Annotated in this window: 12 protein-coding genes and 2 pseudogenes; 10 read left to right on the top strand and 4 right to left on the bottom strand. The window is 42.4% G+C overall.

The features are described from left to right. The first annotated feature begins 291 nt into the window (after window positions 1-291). The 10 genes and pseudogenes from GKD17_RS13685 to mobV all read left to right on the top strand — a co-directional run bounded on the left by GKD17_RS13685 (window position 292) and on the right by mobV (window position 11,093). Window positions 292-696 (top strand): hypothetical protein, encoded by a 405-nt coding sequence (locus GKD17_RS13685; protein WP_007833331.1) that lies wholly within the window; start codon window positions 292-294, stop codon window positions 694-696. Next, window positions 684-1,033 (top strand): annotated as a pseudogene (tnpB, locus tag GKD17_RS13680) (IS66 family insertion sequence element accessory protein TnpB). Before GKD17_RS13685 ends, tnpB begins: the two are co-directional and overlap by 13 nt. Before the next feature lie 86 nt (window positions 1,034-1,119). After that, window positions 1,120-2,183 (top strand): annotated as a pseudogene (locus tag GKD17_RS13675) (IS66 family transposase); the annotation flags it as partial. A gap of 216 nt (window positions 2,184-2,399) precedes the next feature. Then, the gene (locus GKD17_RS13670; RefSeq protein WP_007833334.1) at window positions 2,400-3,698 is read left to right on the top strand and encodes a site-specific integrase; all 1,299 of its coding nucleotides are present in this window, start codon (window positions 2,400-2,402) and stop codon (window positions 3,696-3,698) included. Window positions 3,699-3,720: 22 nt separating this feature from the next. Beyond that, window positions 3,721-5,052 (top strand): site-specific integrase, encoded by a 1,332-nt coding sequence (locus GKD17_RS13665; RefSeq protein WP_007833335.1) that lies wholly within the window; start codon window positions 3,721-3,723, stop codon window positions 5,050-5,052. A gap of 51 nt (window positions 5,053-5,103) precedes the next feature. Further along, the gene (locus GKD17_RS13660; protein ID WP_007833336.1) at window positions 5,104-6,240 is read left to right on the top strand and encodes a DUF6043 family protein; all 1,137 of its coding nucleotides are present in this window, start codon (window positions 5,104-5,106) and stop codon (window positions 6,238-6,240) included. 134 nt (window positions 6,241-6,374) lie between these two features. Further along, complete coding sequence (locus GKD17_RS13655) at window positions 6,375-6,812, top strand: helix-turn-helix domain-containing protein (RefSeq protein WP_007833337.1); 438 nt, start codon at window positions 6,375-6,377, stop codon at window positions 6,810-6,812. Next, the gene (locus tag GKD17_RS13650) at window positions 6,805-8,193 is read left to right on the top strand and encodes a DUF3987 domain-containing protein (RefSeq protein ID WP_007833338.1); all 1,389 of its coding nucleotides are present in this window, start codon (window positions 6,805-6,807) and stop codon (window positions 8,191-8,193) included. The genes GKD17_RS13655 and GKD17_RS13650 overlap by 8 nt, the downstream gene beginning before the upstream one ends. Window positions 8,194-8,349: 156 nt before the next feature. Next, the gene (locus GKD17_RS13645) at window positions 8,350-9,399 is read left to right on the top strand and encodes a DUF6371 domain-containing protein (protein ID WP_007833343.1); all 1,050 of its coding nucleotides are present in this window, start codon (window positions 8,350-8,352) and stop codon (window positions 9,397-9,399) included. 152 nt (window positions 9,400-9,551) lie between these two features. Continuing rightward, window positions 9,552-11,093, top strand: coding sequence for a MobV family relaxase (mobV, locus tag GKD17_RS13640; protein ID WP_007833345.1), 1,542 nt, complete (start codon window positions 9,552-9,554; stop codon window positions 11,091-11,093). Window positions 11,094-11,234: 141 nt separating this feature from the next. On the opposite strand, the gene GKD17_RS13635 is transcribed toward mobV, so the two are convergent. From GKD17_RS13635 to GKD17_RS13620, 4 genes are read right to left on the bottom strand one after another with little or no spacing between them, the layout of a single operon-like run. After that, on the bottom strand, window positions 11,235-12,272 hold the full coding sequence (locus GKD17_RS13635; protein WP_007833347.1) for a DNA adenine methylase: 1,038 nt from the start codon (window positions 12,270-12,272) through the stop codon (window positions 11,235-11,237). Further along, window positions 12,269-13,900, bottom strand: coding sequence for a hypothetical protein (locus GKD17_RS13630; protein WP_007833349.1), 1,632 nt, complete (start codon window positions 13,898-13,900; stop codon window positions 12,269-12,271). The genes GKD17_RS13635 and GKD17_RS13630 overlap by 4 nt, the downstream gene beginning before the upstream one ends. A 2-nt stretch (window positions 13,901-13,902) precedes the next feature. Beyond that, window positions 13,903-15,417, bottom strand: a complete 1,515-nt coding sequence (locus GKD17_RS13625) for a hypothetical protein (RefSeq protein ID WP_007833355.1) — start codon at window positions 15,415-15,417, stop codon at window positions 13,903-13,905. Then, window positions 15,407-16,507 (bottom strand): hypothetical protein, encoded by a 1,101-nt coding sequence (locus tag GKD17_RS13620; protein ID WP_157442402.1) that lies wholly within the window; start codon window positions 16,505-16,507, stop codon window positions 15,407-15,409. Before GKD17_RS13620 ends, GKD17_RS13625 begins: the two co-directional genes overlap by 11 nt. Window positions 16,508-16,550: the final 43 nt, after the last annotated feature.

Below are 16,550 nucleotides of genomic sequence, written 5' to 3'. Positions count from 1 at the left end.
CGTGTCTTTCAAGACCTGAAATCCGGTGCACATCCGTATCTGCCATATAACCTTGCAGTTTGTTCCTGTATAGACATAATATATATCCGTTTTTCTGTCACATATTTTTTATATTCATTTCATTTCGCATGGTCTTTTCTCTTTTCTTGGGAAAGGGCTCTGCCCGAGAAATTCCATTTTTTTCCTTAAAAAATAATAAAGAAGAGCAAGCAGGGGTAAGCGTCTTCGCGATTCTATCTTGTCGCCCTTTTTTCATTCTTATATTTTTGCTATGTATAAAAATGAAGCATTATGGATTTAGCAGCAAATCGATTTGGAAAAACTTGGAAACATTTCCTTGAAGTATTGAAAGTAGACTACAATTGTTCTTTAGCCGATGTTTGCCGCGATCAGCATACCACTTTTGGTGGTATGAGTTCCTGGATGTCCAGACGGGGCTATAGCGTTAAACAAGCCAAGGCAGATGTAGTCCGTGATTATTATGGCGGCGTTGCCCCCTCCCAACCGACAACTTCCTTTCCTTCATTCACTCAAATAGCACCCGCCATGTTGTCGGAAGAAGAGTTTAGTCTTGCCGGGATCACAATCACCTTTAACAGTGGAACCACCATTTCGTTCAAACGGGCCACACCCAGTGGTGTTATTAAAATGTTGCGCGATTACGAAAGAAAGGAGGGAGATCCATGTATTCTCTAACATCAGCCAATCGCTACTATCTGTACCAGGGCTTTGTTCGTATGAACCTTGGCATTGACGGTTTATTCAAAATTATACGATCGGAAATGAAGGACTTGTCTCCCGTTTCCGGAGATATCTTTTTATTCTTTGGTAAAAACCGACAAAGTGTAAAAATACTGCGTTGGGATGGCGATGGCTTTCTTCTGTACTACAAGCGCCTCGAAGGTGGAAGTTTTGAGTTACCGACATTTAACCCCAACACAGGTAATTACGAGATTTCTTATCAGGTTTTGTCTTTTATCTTAAATGGAGTTCATTAAAGTCTGTACGGTTGAGAAAACGTTTTGCGATCTAATACAACATTCTGATTATTAGTTGTTTGTTCTAAAGATATCATCCGGTTTATTTGGCTAATTTGTTGATTTTTTATATCTTTATGCCATGAAAAAGGATGAGATCATAGAGTTATTGAAGGAACAAATCAAGGGATTACGAGATGACAACAACAGACTCTTGGACCAAATAGATGCTTTGATAAAGGAGGTTTCTTCCCTTAAAGAGGCACTCCTTCAAAAAGGCGAATCTCTTAGCAAGCAACAGCGCCTTACTAAGGGACTCGCCAAACTTGTATCCAACACATCCGAACAGCAACAGGCTCCCCAATCTGCCATATCCGAAGAAGAGCGGCAGAAGATAGAAGCGGAAAAAGCAGATAAGCGTAAAGCAAGAAAGAACAATGGGGCCAAACGTGATATGCATTATGAGATGGAGGAAGAAGAACATGTCGTTTATCCCGATGATCCCGATTTTGACATCAATAAGGCCCGGTTGTTTACCACTGTTCCCAGGATATGCGTCCGCTATGAATGTATACCCATGCGCTTCATCAAGCATGTCTACAAGATACACACCTATAGGCAAGAAGGTCGCCTGTTTGAGGGAAAAACACCGGCTTCGGCCTTCTTGAATTCCAGCTATGACGGTTCATTTATTGCCGGATTGATGGAATTACGTTATATACAATCGCTACCTGTTGAAAGAATCATCAACTACTTCGAGGGTTATGGTTTTACGCTGAAGAAACCTACGGCTCATAAGTTGATAGAAAAAGCCTCAAGCCTCTTCGAAAATCTTTATAAGTGCATCCGGCAGACAGCTTTGAGTGATCCTTATAAGGCAGCCGATGAAACCTATTACAAAATACTCGTCCCGGAAAAGAACAGTAAGGGAAAAGGAGTCCGCAAGGGATACCTCTGGGTGGTTGTGGGTATAAACACCGGGATGATATACTTGCTCTATGATGGCGGCTCCCGGTCTGAAAGAGTTATTCTTAACGAATTAGGCAGTTGCAAGGGCATCATAAAAGTGACGGCTACTCACCTTACCGGAAACTCGAAAGCGATGCTTATCCCCATATCACAGGCATCCCGTGCCTGCAACATATAAAACGGAAATTTATAGATAGCGGTGAGAACGACCCGGATGTAAAAAGAAGCGTGGAACTGCAATATATGTTTTGATATATATTCTGAAAACTCGAAAATGAAAACAAAAGCATAACAATTGCAAATATAATCGTTAATATACAGCGTTTTATGTGGTATCGGATTCGGGACAGACATCTTAATTTGTTTTAATCCGTTTCAAGTTTCTTCGGGATATATGGGAACATGTATGGGAATTATTGTACCTTTGCATCGTGAATCAAAAACGCATTGCCGATGAAAGTTTCCGTATATCTGAAAAAGAGCGATTCCCAGACCTCGAACATCTGCTTCCGGGTCAGGGAGAAGAACGTGGACATAAAGGTCGTTTCTCCCCTTGCCGTATATGACAAGTATTGGGATGCGGACACGCTCAGTTATAGACGCACGACGGCAGTACCTGCCACCGAACAGAAACGCTTACCCGAACAGATAGCCGCCATCATCGAGAGGGTAGAAAAGACCTTTTCGGATAAGGCGAACAGCAAGTGGCTGAAGCAGGCCATAGAGGACGTGCTGTACCCTGTCCGCGCCTTCGAGCGCAACCATCCGAACCTGCTCTGCCGTATTCATGAATATTTGGAGAAGTTTGACGGTGCGGAGAGAACCAAGGAGCACATCATACGCTTCGAGCGCAAGATGTCACGTTACCACGACTACCAACGGGAGATACTGGGCAACACAGATTTCACCCTCTTTGTGGAAACCGTCACACTGGAACAGATGAACGATTTCCGGGATTATGTCGCAGATGAATACCTGCTGCGTCAGGAACATCCCGAATTTTATGCCACTCGTATGCTCATCAACCATAAGCCCAAGCCGCTGTCCAACACGACCGTCATCAACATCATGAACCTCTTCTGTACGTTCCTGCACTGGTGCAAGAAAATGAAGTATTCCGACAACGAGGTCTATGCCCTCTATGGCTGCAAGGAACCGACATACGGCGATCCGTTCTTTCTTACGTCAGAGGAAAGGAATATCCTGTACGATGCGGATCTAGGTGACAACCCCAAACTGGCGGTCATCCGGGACATTTTCGTGTTTCACTGCTATATCGGCTGCCGTGTCAGTGACCTTTACAGGCTGACAAGGGAGAATATCAGAGACGGCTTTGTAGAATACATGCCGCAGAAGACAAAGAAGGGTCAGGCAAAGACCGTCAGAGTACCATTACATGAAAAGGCATTGAAGATACTGGAACGCTATGATGCAAATGCGGATAAATTACTTCCATTCAAGTCTATACACATCTATAACCTCGGCATAAGGGAGCTGCTGAAGCATTGCGGTATAGACCGTATGGTCACCATCCTTGACACGCACGGCTACAATACCGTGCAAAGACCCTTGTACGAGGTGGCTAGCAGCCATACGGCACGGAAGACCTTTGTAGGCAACCTGTACAAGCAGGTACCCGACCCGAACCTGATAGCCTCCATGTCGGGACACGTGGAGGGAAGCAAGGCGTTCAGACGTTACCGCACCATTGACGACGACATGAAGCGCAAGCTGGTTGAAATGATAAATTAGGAAACTTAAAAAGGATACATATATGAAAGTGACGGCATTCATCAGAAAGACATCGGCCAAGAACAACGTGACGGATCTGGCACGTGTCTATTTCCGTGTCCGGGATGTTGGCGGAGTGGACATCAAGGCTGCAAGCGAACTGTCCATCAATCCCAACCACTGGAGCGCGGAGAAGCAGGGGTACAAGCCCCGTGTGGCCCTGGTATCGGAAGAGAAGCGGATGAACTTCGACAGGGACATCCAGCAGATAACCCACCTTATCACCAAGGAATACCACCGTGGCGTGGACGGCAACTGGCTGAAAGGGCTGATAGAGGAATACCACCATCCCAACATCAACGCAAGGGGCGGAAACAAGGCAGAAGAATACCTGCTGTCATATCAGATACAAAAATATATCGACGAGACTCCGCTTGCGCACGACAGCATGAAGCACCATCTGGACAATCTCAACAAGGTGCTGCGCTACGAGCGTTTCCAGCACGAGGTCATGCACCAGCGCGGATTCCACCTCTGCATCGACTCCATCACGGCAGATGACATAAGGGACTTCAAGTTCTGGATACAGGAAGAATACAGGTATGTGGATATGTACCCGGCATTCTATCAGAACGAACTGCGCCGCAATGTCGAGCAGAAGCGTTCCGAAAACAGCATGTCGGGCAGTCTCTACCGCATCCGTACCGTCATCAAGTGGTGCATCAAGCGCGGACTGACAAGAAACAATCCGTTTGACCAGTACCAGATTACCCAGCCCATGTATGGTGACCCGTTCTATCTTACTCTTGAAGAGCGGGACAAAGTGTACTATGCCGATTTGAGCGGATTGGGTGCAACCTATCCGGTCTACCGTGACATATTCATGTTCCAGTGCCTTATCGGCTGCCGTGTCAGCGACCTGAACAGGCTGACCAAGGCGAACATCGTTGACGGCTGTGTGGAGTATATCCCGCAAAAGACCAAACTGGAACACGCCAACACGGTACGAGTTCCTTTGAATCAAAAGGCACTGGATATACTGGAACGGTACAAGGATCTGGAAGACGCGCTGCTTCCCCGGTTCTCGCACTTCGGCTACAACAGGAAGATAAAGGAAATCCTCAAGTATGTGGGCATCGACCGTATGGTCAGGGTGCTTGACCCGAAGACACGCAAGGATGTGGCAAAGCCTTTATATGAGGTGGCGACCACCCACACGGCACGGAAAACCTTTATAGGCAACCTTTACAAGCAGGTCAAGGACCCGAACCTGATTGCCTCCATGTCGGGGCATTCGGAAGGAAGCCGGGCTTTCGCCAGATACCGCAAGATTGATGACGAGATGAAGAAGGAGCTGGTAAACCTGTTGGATTGACCGTTTCCCTCATTTCTTATACCCTATTTATATTCAACCCGATAAAGCAGCATGAATATGGACGAGCATAAACTGACATACGAACAGTTTAAGGCAGATATTCTCCAATGGAAAAACACTCACAGGGAGGAATATTGCCGTTTCGCACGCCTGATGACAAACGGTGACGAAAGGCAGTACCTGGCCATCTGCCGGAGCATATTCAAGCAACTGCCTAAAATCAAAACGGAATGGGAGTTATGCTGGAACGATGACAGTAAGGATGATTTCAACGATATAGACCTGCTGTTCAAGGAGGAATCTGTGCCAAAACAGATTGTGGAGACGTTTCAGAAGCAAAGGGAAAACAATAATTCAAACGATTCGGTACTGGTTTCATTATGGGGCAGGGTAAAATCCTTTTTTAGCGGCAAATACCGACATATTACCCTTTCGGCACCGCTTGTACTGAGTTGGCTGTATTACGGCAAGAGTTTCGAGGCGATGGTCAGCATGATAGACAAGCAGATGAAGCACCCGAAAGTGGATAATGCCGACAGGCAAAGTTGCTCTTTTGTTGCCAAACAGATTATAGATGTATCCATTAAAAACGGTTTCCGCACCAAAGCTGACTGGGACAGATATTTTTCCATGAACGATGCCATTAGGAAAGGCAATATCGGTGAATGGGCGTTACAGTCCGTCACAGATGAAATGAAGGCTGGCAATGACAATAACGCCTGTACAACAAATTTAGAGGAAACCAATATTGATACAACAACAGCACAACGTACAGCCGGAAAGAAAAAGATACAGGAGCGACCACTTGCAGAATATCTTGATTGCGAGAACAAGGAGGCTGTAATACAATGCATCCGCAATTTTGTCACTGTCAATACAAATGCCGTCCATCAGGCACTGCCGTTCTATGTATTGAAGGAGTTGCGCCTGGTTGCCGGTATGCATACGGCCAAGGAATACAGCACAGGACTGGCCTTGCAATTCCCGGACTTGCTGACGCTGAAAAGCGAGAGTGCCATACGGCAGGCGGTCGGGTCTCTGAAAACGACAAGGCACGTCATCAAGGACGGCAAAGACCAGTCGGCGCTGCTTATCGAAAGTGACGAGAACCGGGAGTTGTTCCAGACATTAGTGGGGTCAATCAGAAATATTATCGGCACGGATAAAGAAACAGATATGGTAGAATAGAGTAAAATAAAGCCGTTTTATATGGTCATACAGATTTGAATTGTCATGACAATTTAAGACAATCCATTATATATCAATCTGTTTTAATTCATATATACTTTTGCACCGTCAATCCTTTTCCCGAGGATTTGGCGGTGCTTCTCTTTTATAAGCCATCGGAAGCGGAGCATCAGGGAACTTTTGAAGATGGCCGTCAAAAACTTCAAAAGCTGATATTTATGATTACGATTGAAAGTCTGGTCGAACAGGGTGCGAACGTGAAACTGGAAGTCACTCCCGCGGACCTTAAAATGTTTGCGGAGTCCATCGTGCAGCGCACCATCATGGCGCAACAGGAAGAGCGGAAAGCAGCCATGCAGCGTGAAGCGGAAGAAGGCTGGCTGAATACGAAACAAGTCCGTGGACTGTTGAACGTATGCGAGGGTACGCTCAACCTGTGGGCGAAGCGCGGTTATCTTGTCCCCGTCAAGGTCGGCAACAAGAACATGTATGCCAAGTCCGATGTGCGCCGTGTGCAGACGGGAGGCAAGTCTGATAGTGTGACATCCTATTACAAGAAGAGAAATGGCTGACATCAGGAACACCCGGCTTGAACTGTGCAACCGGATACGCATGGAAGCGGAGCATACCGAAGATACGGGATTCCCCCTGGATGTGTTTCCCCAGAGCGTGCAGTCAATCATACTTGACATGGCCAAATACGAGAACTACAAGATTGAGTTCATCGCAACATCAATGCTGTCGGCTGTGTCTGCGGCTTTGGGCGGCACATACCGCATCCGCATAAAAGGCGACTGGCAGAGTAACGGTGCATTGTATGTCATCCTGGTAGGCAGACCCGGACTGGGCAAGACACCACCGCTGGAGGCGGCATACCGCCCTATCCGAAAGCATGACTATGCCTTGTTCAAGGCGTATGAAGCAGAGATGGAAGCATGGAAAGCGGCAGGAGAAAACGGAAGGAAGCCTGTTCTGAAACGTACCATCATCTCCGACTTCACTCCCGAATCGCTCTTGCTGACACACAATAACAATCCCCGAAGCGTGGTCATCTTGGTGGATGAGATAATGGGCATGTTCAATTCTGCCAACCGCTACACAAACGGGCAGCTCATAGAACAGCTGCTTACCGCATGGAGTGGCGGGGCTTTGGACGTGACAAGGGTAAGTAATACTATTCCTGTTCATATAGAACATCCGTGTATCAACATCATTGGGGGTACACAGACCAAGCGTGTGCATGAACTTCTCAGGAAAGGGTTCGAGGAAAACGGACTGCTTGACCGCATCCTGTTCGTATTGCCCAAATCGTCCCGAATGTCAGAATGGGTAAACCGGGACGATGACGGGGAGAAGATGTCTGCAACTGCTACACGCTGGGAGAATATACTGGACAAAGTGCTTGCCTTGGACTATGACACCGAAGCGGAAGAGAGAATACCCCACGTGCTGTCTATGGACAGGGAGGCCAAGGAATACTTCTTTTCATGGTGGAACAGTAAGGTGGAACGCATCAATAAAATAGAGGACGATGCCGAGGTGGACAGCCGTGAGATGAAACATCCGGCTCATGTGGCACGGCTGGCTCTGCTCATGCAGGTGCTGCGGCACGCGTCCGGCGAGAGCCACCTGCAATTTGTGGATATGGTATCGGTGAAAGCCGCCATACGCCTGAATGACTATTTCGAGAATTCATATGTCCGCATCCGCTCTTTCGTGGCGAACGACACCTGTGAAGACCCGCCGAAGGTACTGCTGTCGATGTTGCCTGACACATTCGATACTAAGACAGCCATTGCCATAGGCAAGGAGCAGCAGGGTGTCAGTGAGCGCACGGTGATGAACTATCTCAAGGAATTATGCCACAGCCGGCTTCTGCGGAAAGCAAAGGCCGGGCATTACGAGAAAGTCATGTATGAATCCGGCAAGTCTTCCACACACGAATATGAATAATCAACCAAAGACTGCAAAGAAATACTTCCTGTTGCAGCTTGCAGTTTTTTCAGTCTTGCAGTTTCGGGGCATTGAAAACGGGAATTTCCTGCAAAACTGCAAGGACTGCAGACTGCAAATGACCTTTCGGTTTGCAGGAATCAAAAAGACAGAGCTATGAGTGAATACAGATTCCATCTCCAGAAATACAGACCGGGCAGCAAGACCGTCTGTCCCGAATGCGGCAGGAAAGCCTGTTTTACCCGATACATTGACGAGGAAGGACAGGTTTCGTTTCCTGACAATGTGGGCAAGTGCGACCACATCAACAGTTGCGGCTACCACTATTCACCCAAGGAGTATTTTAATGATAATCCTATTGTCAAGGAAACTTTGACCGGGAAAGACGAGTATGGCAAAGGCATATCAATGGTTGTAAAACCGACAGTAAAGCCATTGCCTAAGCCGCAGCCACAGATTTCTTTTCTTCCCTCTGATTGGGTGATGCAGTCCATGCAGAGGTTTGACATCAACCCATTATATCAATACCTTACCACCGTGGCAGGCAAAGAGAAAACGGATCGGCTGTTCAACATCTACAAGGTCGGTACTTCCAGGATGTGGAACGGTGCGACCGTATTCTGGCAGATAGACCGGAACGGAAATGTTCGGGCTGCCAAGATTATGGGCTATGATGCAACAACCGGGCACCGTATCAAGGAACCTTTCAATCAGGTCAGCTGGGTACATTCGGTGAGAAAGATGCAGGATTTCCACATGAAGCAATGCCTGTTCGGTGAGCATCTGCTGGCTGACGCTTCATCCTCGACAAGAACAGTCGGCATTGTAGAAAGCGAGAAGACGGCACTGGTTGCAGCACTGTTCATTCCCGATTTGGTATGGCTCGCCACCGGAGGGATGCACGGCAGTTTCAATAGCGAGGCCATACAGGTACTGCAAGGGCGTGAGGTGGTTCTCTTTCCTGACCTTAGGGCGACGGATGAATGGCGACGTAAAGTTCAGATGCTGCAATCCATTTGTAAATCTGCCACCTGTTCCGACCTGCTGGAAAAGATGGCGATCGATGAACAGCGTAGTCGGGGACTGGACATCGCCGACTTCCTGCTGATGGAGGATACGCCACAGATGATTCTCGCGAAGATGATACAACGCAATCCCGCATTGCAGCTACTCATCGACGAGTTGGATCTGGCATTGGTGGAGTAATCCGAAGTCTTGCTTCGGGAGTTTGTAAGAAAGTCCATAACACAATAAGGACTTTTTGCCTGACAGCAATAAAGTCTCTCCGGCATCCGGCAGAATCCGATTAAAAACGAGCAAGCTCAAACATTAATCATTTATCAAAAGAATACCCTATTATGAATACAGATATTAAACAGGCTATGCATGTCGAAGCCGGAAAGTCATTCGGCACGGCAGAAGCCAATGAGAATGAAAGACGTTGGAACGATGAAAAGATTGACAGGAAAAATCAGAATCCGACCAATCACTATGATAAGACCCGGATGAAACTGAATTTCGAGATTGGGCCCGATGGAAAAGTTCATCCGTTAGGCTATCAAGAGAAATCGCTTGGAGTCCGTTTGCAGGAACGGTTGAACGAGTTAAACTGGAAGCCGTTCAAGTCGGGCAGCAAAATCCAGCCGAACTGTTGCGCTAAGTTTGTCTTCGGAGGGAACCATGACCGGACGCTTGAAATGGCTTTCGGGAACCAGTCCGTCAATCTGAATAAAGGGTCGGACAACAGCCATCTGCACCGTTGCGAGGAAATTGAGAATTGGGCGAAAGATGTCTATGACTGGTGCGCTAACAGATATGGACAGGAAAACATTGTAGGGTTTCAAGTACACCTTGACGAGAGCAGTCCGCATATTCATGCCTTGATTGTTCCGGTAGGTGTCCGTCCCAAAAGCGGACGGGAGTGTGTGATGTGGTCGGCAAAGTTCGGGAAAGACCGTTATGAATACGGTAGGGTATTGAAAGAAATGCACACTTCCCTATATGAAGATGTCGGCAGCAAATACGGACTCGAACGAGGTGACAGCATTGACGGGCGTAACGTGCAGCATCTGCACAAACGCGATTACATTCGCAAACTGACCAAGGACGCCAGACAAGCTGAGAAAGCCGTCAAGGGGCTTCAATCCATGATGAGGCATCTGGAATCAAAGATTTTCAGTTATAGGATGCAACTTGAAGAGACGGAAAAGGAACTGGCTTCCGGCAGGATTACACTCGACAGATATGAAGCGCAGAAAGCGGATATACAGAAACTCATTGCCGAGTATCAAACCAAACTTGAAGACAAGGCCGACAAGCTTCACGCAAAGGAGCAGGAACTGGAACGGCTGACCGCAGATGCGACAAAAGCCCGTTCGGTTGTCCAGCCGTTCCGCAATCACAAGGTTGATTTCACACCACCTCAAATTACCGAGAAAGTACCCTTGTTCGGTACGGACAAATGGGTTGAGCGTCAGAACCAGCATATCGCCAAACAATTTACCGAAATTGTTCACAAGATAGAATCTCTGTATAGAAATGATGCGGTACGGCAGGTCGAAGCTGCCCAGCGTAATGTGCTGGCAGATTATGGAGAACTTTATCAGTTGAAACGAGAGAACAAATTCCTTTCTGACATAAACAAAAATTTGGAATTAGAGTTGAAGACACTGCTTGAACAGTTGGCTATACCATCCGTTCGTAATCTGATTTTTGCTGTTGCCGATGCACTTATCAGAGGGCAACCTATACCTGTATCTTCCGGGAGTGGAGGCTCTACCTCCGACCTGCCTTGGGATGGCCAAAGACCTGATGAGGAAGAAGAAGCCTATCGACGCAGATGTATGAAAACTGCTGTATCGGTGGCAATGAGAAGTAGGCAAAGTTATCGAAGAAAATAATTTATTATGGTGTGCTGTAGCACATGCTTGCAGTACACCATGTTTCTATTGCACTCAATGGTTACCAGATACAACTCTTTGTCACATTTATCTGCAGAATACATAGATGCATTGCTGTCAAGTTTTTACCGAACAGCAATGTTATTTCCCTATTATTAACACTTCTTTACGATTTTCATTATTATGGTTCAACGCAAAAGGATGATTTCCCAAATTGCAAACTATTATCTGCTCTTTGTATTGACCTATAATTTCACATAGCTCATCTATTGAAGGGAACCCAGCAGAAGTATATGATAATGCAATTATCGAGTGTTGGTGGTGACTTAATAAGTCGTTTAAATCTTTGATATAATGACTTCTCTGCTCAAATTCATGATTCTGACCAAACTTAATTTCGCGATTAACTTTTTCATTATTAATTTGATCAGGAATATCTTCGTAATGCATCAACCCTTCTAAAAAGTGATAACGATTGTGGTAGGTTATCGCAGTACTTTGCTTTTCTCTGAAATATGGTGTATCAATATATACAAGATCAGCTTCCCTATCACAATGTAAGGCCGACATATTGGAAACTTCAACTCGTGGTAAAACCGCAAATTGAAATTCATTGAGTTCTTGGGTAAACTTCACAAATAGACTCTCAAATGATTGTTCCCATGTAGTTTTGTTTCCAAAATTAGCTTTTGTAAATGAGGTCCTTAAATTAAGATTTCTCCTATGAAATATATTAAACGGGCGCTTTATCATACAACTCTGGAATAATATGTAGTAAGCACTCGCTCGTTCATCATCATTCAAAAAGGAAATATTCTGAATCACAGTATCAATCAAACGGTTTTCCTCTCTAGGATAATAAATATCTTCGAAATTATCTTCAATGATAGTTTGATAAACTCTACCTGGTACTCGTTGTAGCAAATTCAATGCACGAGTCTCGGTAAACACACCTTTGGGTGATTGAAGTAAGGCAGTTGCTATTTCACAGTTAAATGAAAGGATGTCATTATATAAAACTGCCTTTCCTTTTTTAGCCATGTAATAGGAAACAATACCTGTACCTCCAAACAAGTCCAGCATCGAGTCAAAATCGATATGGTTTTCTTGCAAGGCAGCCCATATTTTCTCTACGACTCTGCGTTTGGAACCATAATATCTTGTGGCAGGTAATTTCATTTCAGTAGCTGTTCCATTTTTGTTTTCAGTTTAGCATATTCTGGTTCTACTATACAGTGCAAGTCAATGCCGTTATATCGTGCTATTGGTATTTTGAAATCTTTTACCGAACTTCCTTCTGCATTTGTAAAATAAGAAAAGCCATCTTCTACCGTTTCATTATAATAGAGGGACACAAGCAAGTACTTCATTTGCACATTAGGATAACTATTTATCATTATCTGATGGAACTTAGCCACCTCATTCAATGTATCCTCTATATTATATCTATTTAACGTTGTTTTGGTTTCAATATAAACTAATGAACCATCTGTTTTCTTAACCATTTTATCTATCTCAATAAAACAGTTTTTAGGGTCGTCGCTTTTATATAATTCAAAATTGGAAAGTGATGTGATACCGCTTTCTGTCAGCATATCCTCAAACATATCTTCAAAATAATCTTTGCAGAAGTAATAGCTATAATAAGGTTTCAAAGCATAAACAGTTTTTATTTCTACCTTTTCTTCCCCATTACTTGTAGTTAACTTCTGACTATTGTCGGTTTCGACATTAATCCATGCTCTGAGATTAAATTCAGTATTGTCCTTCACTGTTTTATATAGCCCAAACATGGTTTGTTTGTTTCCCACTTGTTCAGCTACATGACTTCCTGTAAATAATACGTGATTTATTTCCTTTTTAAATCGCTCTATGTTATATACCTCTTCAAAAAATTCTTTAAATTCTTCATGCTTTTCCATATCATCTTTTGAAAGGTATAGATTGTATCGTAGTTTAGTCATCAAATTGGCAAATTCAGTTTCTCTAAGAGCATTTGCAAATCTTGAGCATTTATCTCGGTATTTGCTGATTCTATTATTTCTATGTGCATATACATCATTCAGCATAATCCAAAAATATTCCGTCGAATATTCCGACTTAACTATATGGTCTACATATTCAGTTGGTAATACCCAATCGCCCATAGCTATGCCAAAACTATCACTGTTAGGAAAAGAGACTTCACTGTATTGGGAAGTTTCTTCTAATCCTATTTTAGTTTTCCAATTATCACAAAGCCATATTGCTTCTTCATCTATAGGTAGTTCTTCGTATTTTTCTATGATTTTTTTGGGGACAAAAGAGCCTTTTAAATCTAATTCTATTATTCTAATAGAATTGCCAAAATATTGGTCATTCATCAATTTAGCAAGAGGTTCTCTTATATTATTGATTTCTAAATTACTAATAAGCTCGAAAAAATTATCAATTATTCCTGATTTTTTAATCCAATTTATCAATAATGGCTGCATTTTTGTTTTAGCCTGAGCGATAAAAAATCGTTTTGTCCGATATAACAATAATACCCCAATATTCTCTAAAAGGTTAGATTGTTCATAGAGATAATCTTCTAAATAGCCGGAAAGTAGTACTAAAAAAGATTCCTCTGAAACATCGTCTGCGACCTGAGTTCGTCCTGTAACTTTCGCAATATCGAATACTTCGCCACCCCATTCGTGGAATTGTAGATTCGGGTAGCGCTCTCTGATTAAATCTAAAATAAGATGATAAACGGGGGATAGCAAATTTTCTATATCTATCGTATATTTATAGATCCCTAATGTATTTTTACACGCCCACTTCATAATCACTCAAATACATATTCTGTAACAATGCCAATTAAACGGAAGATTTCCTTCTGCTTATCAAAATTCCTTCGATATATATTCATTAATACAAATAGTTGCGTAGGATCATAGTCTATAATTTTCACTTCCACTCCAGCAAAATCAAACATAGAATGAGTGACGGTCAGTTCCTTGGGCACAAATACAACAAACCTATTAATTCCTTTCTCGTTAATGAACTCCTGTATTCTACCTTTTATCTTCGAGTCATCATTGAACAAAAAGAAGAATGCCTTTTTTGAAACAATATCAATGAATGCTTGATAATCCCTTCTAAAAAGATTTTCATCTATATTTTTATATTCCAATGTCTCTAAGTAATACTCTAAGGGATCAAAAAAAGCACGGGTTAGATTTTTCAATCCACCATCATCCTTAGCATTAGTATATGCATTATTATAAAGGGTCTTTATTTGCTCATCTTTTGCGAGCTCTTCTTCAAAACTTATTGAATGATTTCCTTTCAGTGCTTCACCTATAGCCCGTATAACAAATCGATTACTATCTAACCGTTTTCTGCTGATAGTAGATACGATGTCGCTAACCTTTCCTTCTCTGATTTCAACATTAAGTAATTCTGCCATTAATTGTACAAGTTCTGCTAAATCAGATTCTTCTGTAATCTTTTTAATATACACTACATCGTTTTCAATTCTTCCCCAAAAAGGTTGACTGAGCGATGCAATATCAACAGCATTCGTTATCGTTGTTATCAGATAGTGACCTTGTATTTTGTTGAATAAATCCACTAACTCACGATATGAGTTAAAAAAATATGCCATTCTACGGGTTGATTTGTCATATATTTTCTCAAGCTCATCTACTGCAAATATTATTCGATAATCACATTGTGCAAGAATATTCAAGAATAGCACAAAAATTTCTCTTCTATTAAAGTTTGTAAGTTGTGAAAGACCGTGTTTGCTGAATGCGCCTTTGGAATACAGCCTTCCTGTTCCCAAATAAATAATATTGGTTATAGTTTCATCATCTAGTCCTTGTTCAAACAACTTTATAGTATAATCTCGAATATGGGAAAAATCATCATTAAAGTTGTTTGCTAATATTGCAGGATTAAATCTATCTGTGTTACGCAATGATTTTACCCCTTCCACAAGTTCTTTCATACAATTGTCTTGCAACTGCTGAAGTAAATATATACAAAAGTCAGTTTGTTCAACATCTGCACGGCTATAAAGCAAAAGAATGCGCAAATCTTTATGATTGACAAAATATAAACTCAAGTATTTAAGTACATTGGTTTTTCCATCACCATATTGAGCCTTAATGATGGTAGTTACCATCCTTTGTCCAGCAATATTGGATAGTTTTTCGCTAATATGCTCTTTTAATTTCTCTTGATCAATAATAACAAATGGAAGATCTGGAACTTTACCTTCTATCCAGTCCTTCCTAATTGTATCCATTTTTTCTCCATCGACAGTTAGTCTGTCCCACAACCCATTATATTCCATAATTCTTAGTTATTTTAATTTTCATTACAGGAGCATTCCCTATATAAAAGCGTTTCCTTTGCTCAATCGTTGATACTATATTGATAAAAAATATATTGTTAACCAGTCTCTCTTCCTGATAAAAATGCATTAGAAAGATTTGAAATTTCTCGTAACTCATCTTCATCTCTTTACAGATATCATATAGGTTCACAAAATTACTTTTATCTTCACTTTTTGCTATCTGTTTCCAATAAATAGCAAAAAACGCTTTCTTTTGTTTGATAAAATTACTTCTTTTCCTTAACTCAAGAATGTATTCTTTAACCTTACTTTTAATATCGCAGAATACTTTTTCAAGACTGCTATCACTTGCAATAGTACTTGTTAAAACCCTACTCAGACTACCTTTCTCATTAATAACCTGAAGCAATTCAATCCACCGTTTTCTTACCACATAATAGTTGCTGTGGCTTTGTTTTGTATAATCAAAGTTCGCCATTGGATAATAACGTTGCATGAACTTGAATATTTCCGACTCCATTTTCAGCTCATATCTTTCTATTGGCTTATACAATAAACACATAGATAAGAAGAAGTGTCCGTCATTTTGTAAAATGTGCCATATATAGATTTTCCTGTCAGTCGGAGATATACCACTCTTAAGAACCGCTTTAGTTAATTGATTTGGTTTCCAATTTTGCGAATTATTACTGTTATCTGAGAAATGTAGCTTGTCATCGGCTAAATTTAGATAATAACTACATGCTTTATATGTACTATATATTTTAGTTTCAATTCCTCTCTCTCTACTCTTTGATAGAACCTCACGCAGTCTATTCTCCCTATTGTTAATATCAATAGCGAGAAAATAATTCCATACTTCATCCACTGATTCTTTAGATGGAATCCCATCATTGTCTTGAGGATAGTTAGTATGTAGCCACCCTAACATTGTAAAGTAAAAATCAATAGTTTTTTCTTTGGTTAAGATGTATTCATTAGGATTCTTACTTCTTAAAAGTGTAAAATAGCAGACCCATTTCACAATCCAAATAGGCCTGTGAAATGGACGATGCAAACTGTCTAACACCTTATATTCTACAATCATGATAATTATCTTATATATAATAAATTCATTTGCTAAGTTACCT

Source organism: Phocaeicola dorei, assembly GCF_013009555.1.
Taxonomy (GTDB): Bacteria; Bacteroidota; Bacteroidia; order Bacteroidales; family Bacteroidaceae; genus Phocaeicola; species Phocaeicola dorei.
The sequence above is the reverse complement of the archived record's forward strand: the minus strand, read 5'-3'. Positions and strand labels throughout refer to the sequence as shown.